The sequence below is a fragment of the Nocardia sp. NBC_00508 genome, assembly GCF_036346875.1.
In the GTDB taxonomy this organism is placed as follows: domain Bacteria; phylum Actinomycetota; class Actinomycetes; order Mycobacteriales; family Mycobacteriaceae; genus Nocardia.
This window is the reverse complement of record NZ_CP107852.1, coordinates 4729742-4745066: the sequence shown is the minus strand read 5'-3', so window position 1 is coordinate 4745066 and position 15325 is coordinate 4729742. Positions and strand designations below refer to the sequence as shown.

Annotated in this window: 18 protein-coding genes; 11 read left to right on the top strand and 7 right to left on the bottom strand. The window is 67.4% G+C overall.

Features of this window, described 5'->3' with window-relative positions; all coding sequences use genetic code 11:
* Positions 1-92 precede the first annotated feature (92 nt).
* On the bottom strand, positions 93-245 hold the full coding sequence (locus OHA40_RS20965; RefSeq protein WP_330228595.1) for a hypothetical protein: 153 nt from the start codon (positions 243-245) through the stop codon (positions 93-95).
* A gap of 219 nt (positions 246-464) precedes the next feature.
* On the opposite strand from OHA40_RS20965, the gene OHA40_RS20960 reads away from it, so the two are divergent.
* The 4 genes from OHA40_RS20960 to OHA40_RS20945 all read left to right on the top strand — a co-directional run bounded on the left by OHA40_RS20960 (position 465) and on the right by OHA40_RS20945 (position 4592).
* Positions 465-1697: a helix-turn-helix domain-containing protein gene (locus OHA40_RS20960; protein WP_330228594.1), complete on the top strand. Its 1233-nt coding sequence runs from the start codon at positions 465-467 to the stop codon at positions 1695-1697.
* A 356-nt stretch (positions 1698-2053) separates the two neighbouring features.
* Positions 2054-2446, top strand: a complete 393-nt coding sequence (locus tag OHA40_RS20955; protein ID WP_330228593.1) for a hypothetical protein — start codon at positions 2054-2056, stop codon at positions 2444-2446.
* A gap of 365 nt (positions 2447-2811) precedes the next feature.
* Positions 2812-3213 (top strand): hypothetical protein, encoded by a 402-nt coding sequence (locus OHA40_RS20950; protein ID WP_330228592.1) that lies wholly within the window; start codon positions 2812-2814, stop codon positions 3211-3213.
* Between the two features lie 104 nt (positions 3214-3317).
* Positions 3318-4592 (top strand): serine hydrolase domain-containing protein, encoded by a 1275-nt coding sequence (locus OHA40_RS20945; RefSeq protein WP_330228591.1) that lies wholly within the window; start codon positions 3318-3320, stop codon positions 4590-4592.
* Positions 4593-4836: 244 nt separating this feature from the next.
* Here OHA40_RS20945 and OHA40_RS20940 read toward each other — a convergent pair whose 3' ends face one another.
* From OHA40_RS20940 to OHA40_RS20925, 4 genes are all read right to left on the bottom strand, one after another.
* Positions 4837-5709: an acyl-ACP desaturase gene (locus OHA40_RS20940; RefSeq protein ID WP_330228590.1), complete on the bottom strand. Its 873-nt coding sequence runs from the start codon at positions 5707-5709 to the stop codon at positions 4837-4839.
* A 99-nt stretch (positions 5710-5808) separates the two neighbouring features.
* On the bottom strand, positions 5809-6390 hold the full coding sequence (locus tag OHA40_RS20935) for an LGFP repeat-containing protein (RefSeq protein WP_330228589.1): 582 nt from the start codon (positions 6388-6390) through the stop codon (positions 5809-5811).
* Positions 6391-6796: 406 nt separating this feature from the next.
* A complete protein-coding gene (locus OHA40_RS20930; protein WP_442944065.1) occupies positions 6797-8071 on the bottom strand; it encodes a PhoH family protein in 1275 nt (424 codons plus the stop codon).
* A 377-nt stretch (positions 8072-8448) separates the two neighbouring features.
* The gene (locus tag OHA40_RS20925) at positions 8449-8817 is read right to left on the bottom strand and encodes a DUF488 domain-containing protein (RefSeq protein ID WP_330228587.1); all 369 of its coding nucleotides are present in this window, start codon (positions 8815-8817) and stop codon (positions 8449-8451) included.
* A gap of 86 nt (positions 8818-8903) precedes the next feature.
* Between OHA40_RS20925 and OHA40_RS20920 the strand changes: the two genes are divergently transcribed.
* Entirely contained in the window at positions 8904-9179 is a 276-nt protein-coding gene (locus OHA40_RS20920; protein ID WP_330228586.1) for a hypothetical protein, read from the top strand.
* Positions 9180-9185: 6 nt separating this feature from the next.
* Here OHA40_RS20920 and OHA40_RS20915 read toward each other — a convergent pair whose 3' ends face one another.
* Positions 9186-9608: a limonene-1,2-epoxide hydrolase family protein gene (locus OHA40_RS20915; RefSeq protein WP_330228585.1), complete on the bottom strand. Its 423-nt coding sequence runs from the start codon at positions 9606-9608 to the stop codon at positions 9186-9188.
* Between the two features lie 23 nt (positions 9609-9631).
* Positions 9632-10351 (bottom strand): TetR/AcrR family transcriptional regulator, encoded by a 720-nt coding sequence (locus OHA40_RS20910; RefSeq protein WP_330228584.1) that lies wholly within the window; start codon positions 10349-10351, stop codon positions 9632-9634.
* Positions 10352-10460: 109 nt separating this feature from the next.
* Between OHA40_RS20910 and OHA40_RS20905 the strand changes: the two genes are divergently transcribed.
* The 6 genes from OHA40_RS20905 to OHA40_RS20880 all read left to right on the top strand — a co-directional run bounded on the left by OHA40_RS20905 (position 10461) and on the right by OHA40_RS20880 (position 15248).
* The gene (locus tag OHA40_RS20905; RefSeq protein ID WP_330228583.1) at positions 10461-11657 is read left to right on the top strand and encodes an FAD-dependent monooxygenase; all 1197 of its coding nucleotides are present in this window, start codon (positions 10461-10463) and stop codon (positions 11655-11657) included.
* Between the two features lie 202 nt (positions 11658-11859).
* Positions 11860-12246 carry a hypothetical protein gene (locus OHA40_RS20900; protein WP_330228582.1) on the top strand — a complete coding sequence of 129 codons (387 nt, stop codon included), beginning with the start codon at positions 11860-11862 and terminating at the stop codon, positions 12244-12246.
* A complete protein-coding gene (locus OHA40_RS20895) occupies positions 12243-12827 on the top strand; it encodes a DUF3558 domain-containing protein (protein ID WP_330228581.1) in 585 nt (194 codons plus the stop codon). Before OHA40_RS20900 ends, OHA40_RS20895 begins: the two co-directional genes overlap by 4 nt.
* A gap of 17 nt (positions 12828-12844) precedes the next feature.
* On the top strand, positions 12845-14035 hold the full coding sequence (locus tag OHA40_RS20890) for a hypothetical protein (RefSeq protein WP_330228580.1): 1191 nt from the start codon (positions 12845-12847) through the stop codon (positions 14033-14035).
* Positions 14032-14772: an ESX secretion-associated protein EspG gene (locus OHA40_RS20885; protein ID WP_330228579.1), complete on the top strand. Its 741-nt coding sequence runs from the start codon at positions 14032-14034 to the stop codon at positions 14770-14772. The genes OHA40_RS20890 and OHA40_RS20885 overlap by 4 nt, the downstream gene beginning before the upstream one ends.
* A 35-nt stretch (positions 14773-14807) precedes the next feature.
* Entirely contained in the window at positions 14808-15248 is a 441-nt protein-coding gene (locus OHA40_RS20880; protein WP_330228578.1) for a hypothetical protein, read from the top strand.
* Positions 15249-15325 lie beyond the last annotated feature (77 nt).

Genomic DNA, 15325 nt, shown 5'->3' with positions numbered 1-15325 from the left:
GAACTGCGTCGCGTGGTGGATATTCAGCTCAGCGATATCGACGTGCATCCTGTATTCGCCAGGCTCCAAGCGCGGGAAGGTGGCGAACCACGTCATCGACGGAGGCCCGTGTCGGCGGGTTCGGCCTGCGCGGCGCGGATACGGTCGCGTCGGCGCTCGGCGCGCCACTCGGCCTGTACGCGGTCGATGATCGCCTGCGGCGATGTGTCCTCCGGTTCGGCTTCCCTCCACCAGTCGAATCCCACCACTTCACCCCTGTCGTGTTCGTTGCTGTTGGTGTGCACCCGCCGCCGGGGACAAAGCGCCAGCCGGGCAAACCCTGGCGTCCCCATTTGTTGAATCGGGGAGCGTCGACCCGGCGGCAGGGCCGATACTGAGAGTGACAGCGGCCACACCCCAACGTGTCCCGCCTCGGGACAAGCGCACTAGCATGAATTTCCGTGCCGCCGAAGGGAAGTGCACACATGAGTCGCAACCAGCCAGAAGACGGCCCATTCGTTGGCCGCCAGATACGCACCATCCGCGCCCGGCGTGGGATAACCCAACAGGTCCTCGCCGATCGCGTCGGCCTCAGCCGGGGCGCAATCGCGAAGTTCGAAAACGGCGAACGTCCGGTCGACTCCCGCCGGACGCTGTACGCGCTGGCCGCGGCGCTCGGGGTGCGCGTCGCGGACTTGACGGGCCATCCACTCGATCAGGCGGACCCGTCGGCGGCGGCGTTCCATGCCGCTGTCGGCAAAATCGAGGCGGCGCTATGGATGGCAGGAGACACAACCGAAACCGCCGAGGCGAGAAGCCTCGGAGAACTGGCGGTCGCCGCTCGCCGGGCTGGGGAAACGCGTCTCGCGTGCGACTTCGTAGCGTTGGGGCCGATGCTGGCTCCTTTGATTACGGACTGCTACCGGCACACGCGCAGCGCGGCCGAAGCCGACCGCGTGAGGGCGTGGAACATCCTGGCTTCGGCCGCGTTCGATACTGCGATAGCGTTGCGGGTACGTGGCTATGGGGCGCTGGCGTGGACCGCCGCGCAGGCAATCGAGCAGGCAGCACAGAACACAGGCGATACGGCGGGGTTGGCAGCGGCGGCGTTCGCGCGAAGTCAGGTGTTGCTGTCGCGTCCGGGTTCGCTCTCTGGCGCCCTGGGGTGCGCCGAAGCCACCGCCGACAAACTTCAGTCGGCCTCGTCGTCTCGCGGCGAGCTGGAGACGTACGGAATGCTCCATCTTCAGTGCGCGTTGACTGCGGCCGCACTGGGCAAAGACGCGGCCGGACATTTCGATGAGGCGGAAGAGACGGCCGACAGGCTCGCCGAAGCCGCCTCCGTTGGCGAGTCGATGATGCGCAATCCCACGTTCGGCCCCGAGAACGTGATCCTGTGGCGCATGTCTGCGGCGATGGAAACGCGCGATCCAGGCCGGGTACTCGAGCTGGCCCCGACGATCGACCCGAACGCCATCGAGGCGCCGAGCCGCCGCGCACAGTACTTCGTGGAAATCGGCCGCGCACACGCCCTACAGCGGAACTACCGCGAATCTCTGTACGCCCTACTGCGTGCCGAACACGTCGGTCCTCAGCACGTTCGAGGAATGATCCACGTCCGGGAGCTGGTCGGACACATGATGCGCACGGCGAGGCGGGATCTCACCACGGGCGAACTCGGCCGACTGGCGCAACGAGTCGGGGTTGTTCCGGCATAGGTCGCGTTGAAGGCTTCATCCGGAAGGTGATTGGGTGTCCCCAAGCCGCGCGCCCTGGCTCAGGTCGAGCACGCGCACGTGCTGGCACGCAGCGGCGATATCGAGGGCGGTTGCGCACTCGCCGCTGAGGGGTTGACCGTTGGACTGCGCTATCGCAGCGAGCGGATTGCCAGGCTGACCCGAGATTTTCGGGCTAGCCTGCCGACTCGGACCGCCGAAGCGCGACACCTGGACGATGCGCTGGCCACTCTCTACAGACTGGACGCTCTATGACACGCTTGGCCGTCACCGGGCATCGAGGTCTACCGGCGCCGACGACCGCGCTGGTCGATGCACAGCTACGCGCCGAAGTCGCTGTGCGCGCCGACAGCGAGCTGATCGGCATAAGTTGCCTCGCCGATGGTGCCGACAGCCTGTTCGCACGGGCGGTGCTCGACCTCGGCGGTGGTTTGATCGTTATCGTCCCAGCGCGAGAATATCGTGACAGCCTGCCCGCTGAGCACCATCCCGTCTACGACGAATTACGTTCTGCTGCAACGGAAGTAATCGAACTCGATCGAGAAGAGTCCGACTCCGAGGCGCACCAGGCAGGCAGTGTACGCATGCTCGACCAGGCCGACGAGTTGATAGCGGTGTGGGACGGGAAACCGGCGCGCGGCTACGGCGGTACCGCTGACGTCGTGGCCGTCGCTCGTGAGCGTGGCATCCCGGTGACGATTGTGTGGCCGGATGGAGCCGAGCGGGACTAAGGGGAAGCGCGTAGCGCGCACGACGTTGGGCGGTCTGCGTGACCGACAGGACATGCTGAGCGATCCGAAGTCGGGCGTTCTCGTACTGCCCTACAGGTGTCGTCGGCTCAAGCGCGGACACGCGTAGCAGCTCACTCCTCGTCGACGGCGTGCGCCCAGCGGCATTACGAGCCGTGGCGATCTCGAACCGTGCGATCGCCAGGAAGTCAGCTGGCGCGTTGATGTGCGGACGCGGTGTCAGTGGAGGTGTCAGGCGTGTGTCAGGTCGGTGTCAGTCAGCCCGGCAACAGTGTGTCCATCGAACAAAACGACCGGCACCGACACGGTTCCAGTCGGTGCCACAACCGATTCGAGGAGTACACGACATGTCCATCACCATCACGCTGACCGACCAGGACAAGAGCACCCTGCGCGCCGCCGCCTACGGTGCGGTGTCGCTGATGGCCGCCTCCGGTGTGCCGCACAAGGGCATCACGCACGGCTCCATCGTCTTGACCTCGGCGACCGGGCTGGTCGGGCACGTGCTCGTCGCCAGGTCCAAAGACATTCACCTGCAGGGTAAGTCCGTCGCCGAACTCGCCGACCAGGTGCTGCCCGCCCTGACCGCAGCCGTGAGCCTGCTCGCCGAGTACCCCGGCGAAGCCGACAACTTCCGCGACACCGTCCTGGTCGCCGTCGAAGCCGCCGCCGGGCCCCGCAAGGGTGAGCCCAGCCCCGCCGTGGCTGCGATGGCCCGCAAGATCACCGCAGCTCTCGACGCCGCTTGACCGGTCAGTTCACCGCGCCGTTCCGGTGGCGCCCCCGCTGCCGAGTGGTGCCACCAAGTAGGTCTTCTCCAACAGTTTCAGATCTCGAGAAAAGGATTGCAGCAATGGCAGGCACGACAAGCAGCTCATCAGGGCAGGGACATTTCGGGCGCGAGAACGGTGTGGCGGACGGCTGGGGCAAGGTCGCCGACGCGTTCCGCGCGAACCTGGAGCGAAACCCCGGTGAAGGAGGCGCGGCGTGCTGCGTCTACGTGGGTGGCCGCCAGGTCGTCGACCTGTGGGACGGCCTCGCCGATCGCCGGGCGAACCGAGCGTGGGACGCGAACACCATCGTCCAGGTCGCCTCCACCACGAAAGGCGCTACCGCGATCTGCGCCCATCTGCTGGTTCAGCGCGGTCTGCTGGATCTGGACGCGCCGGTGGTCAAGTACTGGCCGGAGTTCGGCGCTGCCGGTAAGGAGGAGATTCCGGTGCGCTGGTTGCTTTCCCACCAGGCCGGCCTCCCGCTCATCGACGGACCGTTGACCTTCGAGCAAGCGTGCACGTGGGATCCGGTCATCCAGGCACTCGAGGCGCAGCCACCGCTTTGGGAGCCGGGCACCGAACACCTCTACCACGGCGTCACTTACGGGTTTCTGGTCGGCGAGGTCGTGCGCCGGATCTCCGGCAAATCGCTCGGCACGTTCTTCGCCGACGAGATAGCTGCCCCGCTCGGGCTGAGCGCCTGGATCGGACTGCCTCAGCAACAAGAGCAACATGTGGCCGGGATCGAGTACACCGCTCCGTTCACCCTGGAGGAGCTGCTCGCGGGGATGATCGAGACTACCGGGCTCGATAAGGACACGGTCACCGCATGGATCAACGCTGTCTGGGGTCCGGACTCGGTCCAGATGCGCGCCGGTTCGCTCGGCGGTGCCTTGGACAACTCGGCAGACCCCACGACCGCGTACTACACCACACGTGCCTGGCGCGCGGCGGAGTTCCCGGCCGCGAACGGGATCGCGGACGCGGCATCGCTGGCACGGATGTATGCCGCCACCGTGAGCGAGGTCGACGGCACCCGGCTGCTCGATCCGGCCACTGTCGAACAGGCGACAGCCATCCAGACCGACAAGACGCGGATGCACGGGCTGCCGCCGGAGCTGAACATCCCGGCCGACCGCTCCTTCAACATGTCGCTCGGATTCTGGCGCGCCTGCCAACCGCTGCCGATGCTCGGGCCAGGGTCGTTCGGCCACCCCGGTTCCGGCGGATCGATCGGTTTCGCGGACCCCGACGCCGGTGTCGGTTTCGGCTACGTCACGAACCTCTGGAACTTCCGGCCCGACGATCCGCGGGCGGCGAGCCTGGCCGAGGCTGTTCGATCCTGCCTCGGCTGACACGAGCCCCGGCGGGGACGGCTCCATGCTCGATAAGCACGTCCCGGAGTCGTTCCCGCCGGGTAAGCACTCGCCGGGCTCATTTCACGCCCATCCACGAACAGTCCGAGGAACCCCCTTGTCATGCGTGACCCTTGGCTATGCGTCAAGGGAGCACATGGGTAACTCACCGGGTACCCCCAGAACTCGAGAAGCACCCAACGCAGGACCTGAACGCAAATCCCCGTCACCCAGCTAGTACGGCCTAAAGGCCCGGAGAGGCGGAGGAGCCGGAGGAGAGTTCGTCGCGGGCCAGCTGGCCGTCGGGGCCGAAATCGGTGCGGGTGAAGACGTTCCACCGCTTCAGCAGCGGAGCGAAGACCAGTTCGCCCTCCTTGGCGCGGTCGTAGACGCCCGCCTCGGCGAGCACCTCGTCGCTGCTGCGGCCGTCCGGCAGGGTCACGGTGGGGATCTCGAAACCCGCGACCCGGTCCGCGATGGCGCGCATGGTCTGGTCCGGCACCAGGTCGAGAGCCGCGGCAATCAGATCGGCGAAGACGACCGACTGCAGTTCGTCGTCCAGCGCGATCCGCTCGGCGATGGCGGTGACCTGCGGGTTCTCCTGGAGCGCCGCGATGTTGCGGTGCCGGACCGCGCTGGCGGCCTCCTCGAACGCGCAGGTGGCCAGCACCTCGAGCAGGTGCATCGCCGGGCGGCGGAAACCCTTGGTCATGTGCTCCATGCGCAACCGCTCCAGCTCCACCGGGTCGACCGACCTGGTGACCATGAGGTAGTTGCGGATCAGGATCTCGTGACGGTTCTCCTCGGCCGTCCAGCGACCGACCCAGCGCCACCATGCGCCGGTGCGCAGGTACTTGCCCACCTCACGGTGATACGAGGGCAGGTTGTCGGCGATCAGCACGGAGACGGTCAAGGCCAGTTTGGCGGTTTCACTGAGCTCGGACTCCTCCGGCGCCCAGTCGGTGCCGCCGAGGAATGCGAAGTTGCGCCCGTTATCCCACGGCACCAAGTCGTGCGGCTGCCACCCGTCGGCGGCATCGATGTGCTTGCGCAGAATCAGTTCTACGTCCACCGCGAGCGATTCGAGCAGTTCGCGATCGGTCAGGAGAGTTTGCACCGAGACAACCTAGCGGCTTGGGCCCGCGAAGCGGGGCGGATGGATGGGACGGACTGGCAAACCGGGACCGCGCGGCGATCCCGGACGCCGGAAACCGGGTTACGACTTCGGCGTGACGGTGATAGTACCGTCCACCCAGGTGATGGTGCCGCCAGTGAAATCGCTCTGCTTGCCACCCGGGATGTCCTTCTCGTCGCTGATCGGATAGCCCAGCTTGCCGTTCGCGCCGCCGTTCTCCTCCCAGGCCTTGCGAATCTCGCCCCAGACGACATACGGCTCGGCGTCCCTGGCCTCGTAGATCGTGCCGCCGGCGAAATCCTGGTATTCGCCCTCGTCGGGGCCTTGCTCCTCGGCTTGCAGGGGAAGTCCGAGCAGGCCGGTCGGACCGCCGCTCTGCACGTACTTGTCGTAGATGTCGCCGGAGACGGTGATGTCGCCGCCTGGCGTGGCGATCCTGGTCTCCTCCCCGGCGGCGCCCGGCGTGCGCTGGTCGGTGTCCTGCGTCGTGGTGGCCGCAGTGGTAGTGGCGGCGGTAGTGGTGGGCGACATGATCGTGGTCAACAGGGCGGTCGTGGTGGCACCGGTATCCGTGTCGTCATCGTCGCCGCAGCCGACCGCGACCAGCCCTGCCGCGGCGAGCACCGCGGTGAATCCAGCCGTTCGTCGAGCGAAGTCGTGCATGTCCGTCCTCTCGCAAGGGGCTACCGGCACACCACGGGCTCTGGTGACACCGCGCGTAGCCTCGGCCGATTGTCATACCGAACAGCTATCGCGCCGGATAATACCCGCAGGATGTGCAGCACCACGCCCGCGACAAGGGTGCGCCGCCCGCAATAGACCAGCGCGGCCTGCAGTGCGCTGGAGCGCTGGTCGAGCGGATCGTCGGCACACTGCGGCCGGTACTGGGCCTCTGCTCGCAGACGGATCGGCCCTCGGCGAATTCCGCGTCCACGGCTCCCGAATTCACCGCGGTGGCGCTGCTGGGCGCGTTGCGGGAACTGCACGAGGTCGGCGACGGCCTGACCTCCGGCCGCCGCGCACGTCCTCCGGGTCCCGGCCCGGAGGACGTGCGCGGCGGCGAACCTACTCAGGCGTTGGGGCCGTACTCCTCCAGCATCTCGGTGACCAGCGCCGCGATCGGCGACCGCTCACTGCGGGTGAGCGTGATGTGCGCGAAAAGCGGGTGGCCCTTCAACTTCTCGATTACCGCGGCGACTCCGTCGTGCCTGCCGACGCGGAGATTGTCGCGCTGCGCCACGTCGTGCGTGAGCACCACCCGCGACCCGGTTCCGAGCCGGCTGAGCACCGTGAGCAGCACGTTCCGCTCCAGGGACTGGGCTTCGTCCACGATCACGAAGGAATCGTGCAGCGACCGTCCCCGAATGTGGGTCAGCGGCAACACCTCCAGCATGTCGCGGCTGAGGACCTCCTCCATCACCTCGCGGCTGGCCAGCCCATCGAGCGTGTCGAAGACCGCTTGCGCCCACGGACCCATCTTCTCGCTCTCGGTGCCGGGAAGGTAGCCCAGCTCCTGGCCGCCGACCGCGTACAGCGGACGGAAGACCACCACTTTGCGCTGGGTTCGCCGTTCCAGCACCGCTTCCAGACCCGCGGTCAACGCGAGCGCGGACTTGCCGGTGCCGGCCCGCCCGCCGAGCGAGACGATTCCGACGCTCTCGTCCAGCAGTAGGTCGAGCGCGATGCGCTGTTCGGCGGAGCGACCGTGCAAGCCGAACGCCTCACGTTCGCGCACCAGCTGCACCCGCTTGTCCGGGGTGACCCGGCCGAGAGCGCTGGAGCTGGCGCCGAGCAATCGAATGCCGGTGTGGCAGGGCAGTTCTCGCGCTTCGTCGAGATCTGTCACCGACTCGGCGTAGAGCTGATCGATCCGCGACGAGCTGACATCCAGCTCCACCATGCCGGACCAGCCGGAGGTGACCACGTCCTGGGCGTGGTACTCGTCGGCATGCAAGCCCACCGCGCTGGCCTTGACCCGCAGCGGAATGTCCTTGGACACCAGTACCACTTCGCGACCCTCGGCCGCGAGGTTGAGCGCACAGGCCAGGATTCGGGCGTCGTTGGTGTCGGTGCGGAACCCGACCGGAAGGACCGCGGGATCGGTGTGGTTCAGTTCCACCTGCAACGTTCCGCCCTCGGTGCCGATCGGCACCTGCTGATCCAGCCTGCCGTACTGCAGGCGCAGATCGTCCAGGTTGCGCAGCGCTTCCCGCGCGAACCAGCCCAGCTCGTGATGGTGCCGTTTGGCTTCGAGTTCACTGATGACCACCAGAGGTAACACCACGTCGTGTTCGCCGAACCTGGTGAAGGACCAAGGATCCGACAGCAGGACGGACGTGTCGATGACGAAGGTGGTGCCGGGTAATTGCGAGGGGCGGGCCCCCTTCGCGGCGGCTCCGCCTTTCGCGGAGCGGGAGTTCGCCGAGGGAGCGGAAACGGAGCGTGCAGCAGTCACGGTGGGCTCCTTTGTGTTCGTGCGGCACTCGCACGAACGATCGCGCTGGACCGGTCCGTCCTGATGGACCCGACGTTGCCGTCAGATGCCACGAGGGCCGGGTGCCGGCCCCCTCGTACTGAGCAGCTCAGTCACGGTCAGGACCTCCCGTACGAGCCACACCGCCGCGGCCCGCACACCCGACGCTACCTGCGAAACCCGCTTCCGCGCTCAGGGACAGATGGGCTTGTCCGTGAATTTGTCGTAAACCGGAGCGTCGGGACGGTTCAACGCAGCTGGTCGAGCAGGACGGGGACATGGCTGTGCGCCGGATCGTGTACGGCCGTGAGCAGCGTGACCGGACCTTCGGCGGCCAGCGCGCGCAATTCCCGCAAATCTTGCTGCGCCTGCGTAGTCGCCAGTTCGGCCTGGTAGCGGTGGGCGAACTCCGTGGCGCGGGCGTCCCGGTCGGCGTGGAACCAGCGCCGCAGTTCGGTGGACGGGGTGAGCTCCTTGGGCCAGCGATCGACCCGCGCTTGCGCCTTGCTGATCCCCCTCGGCCAGAGGCGATCGACCAGCACACGGGTGCCGTCGTCCGGGTCCGGTGGGTCGTAGACGCGCTTCACCTGGAAGCCGCGCGGCGGTTGCAGTGTCATGGCAGTCATCGCAGCACGGGCACCGCAGCACGACGGGATGCGCCACGCGGTCGCTGTCGCCCGATTCGACGGATAGAGTCGCTGGTATGTCCGGTAACGAGGATTTGGAGAAGCTGTCGTCGAAGGAGCTGCACGATCGAGCCATGAAGTTGGCTCTGCGGCGCGGTGACGTGAAGTTCCTCTGGCGGCTGCTCACCTCGATCCCCGCCGCGGAGGCCGCCGCGGGCAATGTCGGCGAGAGCGAGGCGGACATCAAGTATGTGCTGCCCATGATCGACGACTACATCCACGGGGGCGACAGCGCGGTCGCCGAGGTGTTGCGGCCGGTGTACCTGGAGTATCTGACCCAGCACTCGTCCTGAGTCCGGTCAGCCGCGGCGCAGTACCGCACGCCACAGACCGACGGCCGTGCCGCGCAGGACGTTCTCCCAGCTGAAGTGGTCGTGCCACAGGATGATTCGGCCGCCGCGCAGCTCGAACGTGCCCGCCACCCAGAACCCGATGCGCATCGGCCCGAAGCGCAGGTAGTCGGTGCGGTCGGTGAGCACGATGTCGCCGTCGGCGGCGATGTGGTGCATGTCGACGCCGAATCCGAGCCAGTCGCGGCGCAGGCCGCGCAGCAAGCCGCCGGCCCGGCGGACGCCTTTCACATCGGGCAGCGAGGTGTTCTTCCAGACGATGTCCGGGTGCAGCAGATCGATCGCCTCCTCGGACGCGCCCAGTTCCAGCGCGGCGAAGAATTCCCGCACCGTGGTGATCGAGTCCTGTTTCAGGTCGAGTTCGTCGGTCATGGTCCGAGCGTAAGCCGCGCTGGTCAGCGACGGCGCGCGATGAGCACGGCAAGTCCGTCGAGGATGCGCCCGATGCCGAACTTCAGCGCGCCTTCCCCGCCGGCGACCGCGCCCTCCTCGGCGAACGCGGCGGCCGCCGCCGGGTAGCGATCGGCCGCGGCGGCGACCATGTCGGCGAACTGCCCAGCGATCTGTTGCTCGTACGTCTCGGTGTCCACCACGCGCACCTGCTGCACCAGACTGCGCGCATGGCCGGTCAGCAGGACGATGGTGTCCAGGCGTTCGGCGTTGGTGAGACCGGTCTCGGCGAGCGCGGCGAGTGCGGCTTCCATCCAGGCCATCTCGTTCGGGCCGATCGGCCGGACCCCCACGGACACCTCCATTGACCAGGGGTGTTCGCGGAAGCGCCGGTAGAGCGTCTCGCACCAGGGGCCGAGTTGGTCGCGCCAGGGCTCGTCGGCCGATGCCAACTTTGCCGCGGGCAGCTCCGGGGGTGCGCCCAGCGCGGCGTCCAACATCAACGCGATGAGCTCGGCCTTGCCGGGCACGTAGCGGTACAGCGACATCTTGGTGAAGCCCAAGCGCTCGGCAATCCGCTGCATGGACAGGTTGGCCAAGCCCTCGGCATCGGCGAGCGCGATCGCCTCGGCGACGATCCGCTCCAGCGACAGCGCGGGTTTCGGCCCGCGCTTGGGGCGCTGCTGGAGGCCCCAGAGCAGTTCCAGGGTCGTCGGTGTCGGCATGACCGCATCCTTCCGGAGAACGCCTTGACGTGGAACTGTGTCTACCATACGCTAATTTGCGTCTGGCGGATACAGATTCCATCGGACACAGATTTCGGAGGAGATCCTCATGCGCAACACCACCGTCCTCATCTCCGGCGCCGGCATCGCCGGACCCGCGCTGGCCTACTGGCTGCATCGCTACGGGTTCGCCGTCACCGTCGTCGAGCGCGCTCCCGCCCTGCGTCCCGGCGGGCAGGCCGTCGACTTCAAGGGCCACACCCACCGCACCGTCCTGGAGCGGATGAGCATCCTGGACGACGTCGAAGCACGGAGGACCGGCGCCACCGACACCGTGTTCGTCGACCAGCGCGGCACCCGGCTCGCCCTGATGTCGGGTGACTTCACCGGCGGCGACGTGGAGATCCTGCGCGGCGACCTGTCGGAGATCATCTACCGGCGCACCGCCGACCACTGCGAATACCTGTTCGGTGATTCGATCACCGCGCTCACCGAGACCGGGGACGGCGTGCACGTCGAGTTCGAGCACGCCCCCGGGCGCACTTTCGACCTCGTCTTCGGGGCCGACGGCATCCATTCCCGGGTACGGGCGCTGACTTTCGGCCCGGAGCGGGAATTCGTGCAGCACCTCGGTTATCACTACGCCGTCGCAGGCGCGAGTCCGCGGAGCACGACGACGACCGGCTCGCGGGAACGGGCGATCGCCCACGGCCACAACGCTCCTGGACGGCTCGCGATCAGCGGCGGACCGAAGGCGCAGCAGATGTACATCTTCGCCTCCCCCGAACTCGACTACGCCCGCGACGACAGCGCCACCCAGCGGCGCATCCTCACCGAGGCTTTCGCCGACGTCGGATGGGAGGTGCCGCGGATGCTCGCCGAGCTGGCCGACTTCGACGACATCTACCTGGACTCGGTCAGCCAGGTCCGGATGGCGGGCGGCTACACCAAAGGCCGCGTCGCGCTGGTCGGCGATTCCGGGTACGGAAACACGCTGGGCGGCTTCGGCACCGGGCTCGCCGTGGTCGGCGCGTACGTCATCGCGGGCGAATTAACCCTGGCCGACGGCGATCACACCGTCGCTTTCGCCCGCTACGACCGGATCATGCGGCGCTACGCCAAGATCGCGGGCAACAGCAACGCCGGCCCCTTCCTGGCTCCCAAGACCGGTCTCGGTATCAGAACGCGCAACTGGTTCCTCGGATCTCGGCTGTTCGGCTGGATGGCGGAATACGGCGACAATGCCGCCGACGACATCGACCTGCGGGACTACCCAGCCCTGGTCGGCGTGGGGGACGCGCACTGACAGTTCGTCACCCGCCTTGACAGCAATCGGACTCGGTCTGCTCGCCTCGCCCCCCGGCGCAACACCGCAGTTCGCGACGGCCGCACCCACAACGACGGCCGCCGCGACGCGTCGACCTCGCGGAGTCGATTGTGTTTCGATGGAACCGGAGTGGGATGGGACGCGTCTATAAGGTCAGACAGCACTGACGGAAGGGACGGCGATGGTGGACAACCCGTTTCCCGGTTACATCGAGGCTGCGAAAACCGGGGCGTTGCAGGTGCGGATGGATCCGCAGGGGTTCGTCGATATCGACCGGGCGTGCCAGGAGTTGATCGATGCGCTCGTGGCGGCGCAAACCGACGCACGCGAACTCGGTGAGCGACAGACCTGGGGGCTCGGCGAGGACAATCCCCGGTTGTCCTCCGCCATCGAGTTGGTGCGCCTGTTCCGGGAGAAAGCCTTCGGCGGGCCGAACAATGCCTTCGACACTCTCACCGACTACATCTCCACGGCGCAGGAGATCCAGGCCATGTTCAAAACCATCTGCGATACCTACGTTCGTACCGATGCGGAATTCGCTGCGGCGATGCGGGAGGTCAGCGTATGAAGCTCGGCTCAGCCGCTCGCGGAACCGGTTTCGCACTCGCGGCGACGGGCGTCGTCCTGCTGGCAGCGTGTGGTGGCCGGACGACCGCCACCGAATCACCGACGCCGACCACGCCGGGAGCGGCTGGTGCGGGCTCGGGCGCGTCCACCGGAGCGGGCTCACCGGCGGCATTCGATCCCTGCACGGCACTGACGCCTCAGCTGCTCGCCCAGCGCCGGTGGGACGCCGAACCGCCCGAACCCAAGCAGGACAGCCAGGGCGGCGTCACCTGGAAAGGGTGCCGCTACGTCGCGAAAGCAGGCTACGGCTTCGTCGTCGAGACGACCAACGGCACGCTCGACCAGGTTCGGGGAAAATATCCTGCTGCCGTGGACATCTCGGCGGGCGACCGAAAAGCCGTGCGTTATGAGGCCCGCCCGGACGTTCCTGGTGGCTGCACGGTCAACGTCGAGATGAGGTCCGGCTCGCTCTACATTCTGACCAACGTGCCACAGACATCAGCGAACAAGAACCTTGTCGCCTGCGATATCGCCACCGACATCGCCCGGACAATCGCACCGCTGCTGCCCTCGGGCAGCTGAACATCGGGGGAAGCGTCATGAGACAGACCGATGGCCGCGTGATCACCAATCCGGAGAACGCGCACAGTTTCTCGCACGCCGAGATCAAACAGGCCGCCGATGCGATGAACCCGGCCGAGCTCGGCGGCGCACTGGACGCGTGGGCGGGTATCGCGGCGGCGGTGACGAACGCCGGGCAGGAGTTCGAGACCGCTATCAAGAAAGCGGTGGAACAGCATTGGGAGGGCGCGGCGGCGGAGAGCGCGGTGCGCGGCGTACGGGACTACGCGGCACGGGTGGGTGAATTCGGCGAGGCTTTGGGCGTGCAGAGCGGACCGCTGTCGGCGGCGGCGAACGCGGCGGCGAGGTTCAAGATGTCGGTGCCGGACGTGCTGGACACCTCCGGTAGTCCGGCCGATCCGCAGCAGCGCAACTCGCGGGAAGAACAGGCCCGCGACGAGATGAACACCCAGTACATCCAGCCGTACGGGAGCACGGCACCGGCTATCCCCACACTGCCGCCACCCCTCGGCCAGGCCGCCGCGGCACCCGGCGTCGAGACCGGGAACGGCGTGCAGGCGGATACGAGCGTCAGCTCGCAGGCGCTGTTGAACGGTACCGGCCGGGGCGATACGGCCTCCTCCGACGACACGTCCGCTTCAGAGAGCAGCGGCTCCCCGGGCGGAGCTGACGCGGAAAGCACGCCGGACGCGGAAGTGTCGCCGACTTCCGAAGGCGCTCCGGAAACCGTTGCAGCCCAATCGGTTGCACAGAACCATGACATCGGAACGCCGACGGCGGCGGCGTCCACCGCGAGGCCGCCGACATCCGGCCTCGGCACCCCGATCGCCCCGACCATGCCCCTGCCGACGGCGCCCGCCACCGTCACGCCGACCTCGTTCAACGGCACGCCGAGCAGACCGGGCACGCCCGGTTCGCTCGGCCGCCCGAGTATCACCGGGGACAACGACAACCAACCGCGACCGGGTACCTCCCGTGCCGCACCGCCCACCGCCCCCGCGGCGTCGACGGCACCATCCGCGGTGCCGGGACGCCCGGGCGCACCCGGCCTGTCGGGATACTCGGGCTTGATCCCGCCGGGCATGCGCGGCAAGGGCGCGGACGACGACGAGCACAAATCGCCGAAATACCTGCGCACCGAAGAGCACGCGAAAGAGCTGCTCGGCGAGGTGAAACCGACAGTGCCGCCGGTGCTCGGAGAGCAATGATGGCGCGGTGGACCCTCTCGGCCGAGCAGTTCGCCGCGGCATGGTTCGGCACCGGACTGGACCGAATGCCGTTCCCGTTCCGATTCACCAGCCGGTTTCCCGGACTGCACGAGTACCAGGCTTACCAACAGCAGTTCCGCGCCGAACTGGGACGCGACGATCGGCTGCCGCTGCGCACGGCGATCACCACGCTGGCCCGCCCCGACTGGCGCATCGAACTGGTCGGCTACGACAACACCCGCGACGGCATCGAACTTCGCGCCGTCGCGTGCGGTACCCGCTCCGGCTCGGGCGTGCTCGCCGAGCAATCCCCCGCGCCGGATGGTGGTCGAATCCGCCTGCGCCGCTGTCGAACCGACCAGCTCGCCACCGAACTGGTGCGCCTGCTGCCGGAGACCCCTGCAGGCACCGCGGGTGAGAAGAGTTTTCTGCTCGACGATCTCAACGACGATCGTCCCGATCTGTTCGGCAGTGCACCTGCCAGCCAGGCCAAGGAGCGCTACCGGCGTTTCTGGCGGCAGTCCTGCACCACGCGCGGCACCGCCGTTGTGCTGTTGGGTCCGCGCAACGCGGAACCGCTGCGCACCGGCCGCCTGCGCTGGATCGACACGCCCGACGGCCGCTACTGCGAGGTCCCGGCCAACCGCGCACTGATGATCCGCCCCGGCACCAGCGGCGATATCGCCCGCTACTTGGACGAGGCGATCGTGCGTGCGAAAGCACGCATCGACCGGTAGTTCCGGATCACCGAGCGGACTCGTAGTTTGGGGCTATGACAACTCGGAATGAGATCGAAGCATTTCTGGACGAGTACCAGCAGGCGTTGAGCTCGTTCGACGCCGAACGCTCGGCCACGCTGTGGGGAACGCCGGGCACGCTTGTGAGCGATGGATTCGTCGGCTCGCTGTCTTCGCACGCGGATATGGCGCAGGGGCTGCGGCAGTCCTACCCGTTCTATCGAGCGTTGGGACTCGCGTCGGTCGATCACACCTTGCTGGGGCAGGTCGAACTCACCCAACGCATCACACGCTTGCACGTCCGCTGGCATTTCTTCGACAACGCGGGTGAGTTGCTCACCGACAGCGACTACGAATACCTGCTCCGCCGCGACGACGACGGCATGCTGCGCGCCTATGTCGCGGTCGGGATCGACGAGATGCGGAAACTGACCGAACTCGCCGCGGCCAAAGGCATCGAACTACCCGGTTCCTGAGCATCATCCATGCGAATGTCCGCACGGACAGCAGTGCTCGCCGATCCCGCTTCGCACATCCGGCGGGGGCACCGGAT

Coding starts and splice junctions, on each gene's coding strand:
- OHA40_RS20960 (WP_330228594.1), top strand. CDS start 465: ATGAGTCGCAACCAGCCAGAAGACGGCCCATTCGTTGGCCGCCAGATA.
- OHA40_RS20950 (WP_330228592.1), top strand. CDS start 2,812: ATGTCCATCACCATCACGCTGACCGACCAGGACAAGAGCACCCTGCGC.
- OHA40_RS20945 (WP_330228591.1), top strand. CDS start 3,318: ATGGCAGGCACGACAAGCAGCTCATCAGGGCAGGGACATTTCGGGCGC.
- OHA40_RS20935 (WP_330228589.1), bottom strand. CDS start 6,390: ATGCACGACTTCGCTCGACGAACGGCTGGATTCACCGCGGTGCTCGCC.
- OHA40_RS20925 (WP_330228587.1), bottom strand. CDS start 8,817: ATGACACTGCAACCGCCGCGCGGCTTCCAGGTGAAGCGCGTCTACGAC.
- OHA40_RS20920 (WP_330228586.1), top strand. CDS start 8,904: ATGTCCGGTAACGAGGATTTGGAGAAGCTGTCGTCGAAGGAGCTGCAC.
- OHA40_RS20915 (WP_330228585.1), bottom strand. CDS start 9,608: ATGACCGACGAACTCGACCTGAAACAGGACTCGATCACCACGGTGCGG.
- OHA40_RS20910 (WP_330228584.1), bottom strand. CDS start 10,351: ATGCCGACACCGACGACCCTGGAACTGCTCTGGGGCCTCCAGCAGCGC.
- OHA40_RS20905 (WP_330228583.1), top strand. CDS start 10,461: ATGCGCAACACCACCGTCCTCATCTCCGGCGCCGGCATCGCCGGACCC.
- OHA40_RS20900 (WP_330228582.1), top strand. CDS start 11,860: ATGGTGGACAACCCGTTTCCCGGTTACATCGAGGCTGCGAAAACCGGG.
- OHA40_RS20895 (WP_330228581.1), top strand. CDS start 12,243: ATGAAGCTCGGCTCAGCCGCTCGCGGAACCGGTTTCGCACTCGCGGCG.
- OHA40_RS20890 (WP_330228580.1), top strand. CDS start 12,845: ATGAGACAGACCGATGGCCGCGTGATCACCAATCCGGAGAACGCGCAC.
- OHA40_RS20885 (WP_330228579.1), top strand. CDS start 14,032: ATGATGGCGCGGTGGACCCTCTCGGCCGAGCAGTTCGCCGCGGCATGG.
- OHA40_RS20880 (WP_330228578.1), top strand. CDS start 14,808: ATGACAACTCGGAATGAGATCGAAGCATTTCTGGACGAGTACCAGCAG.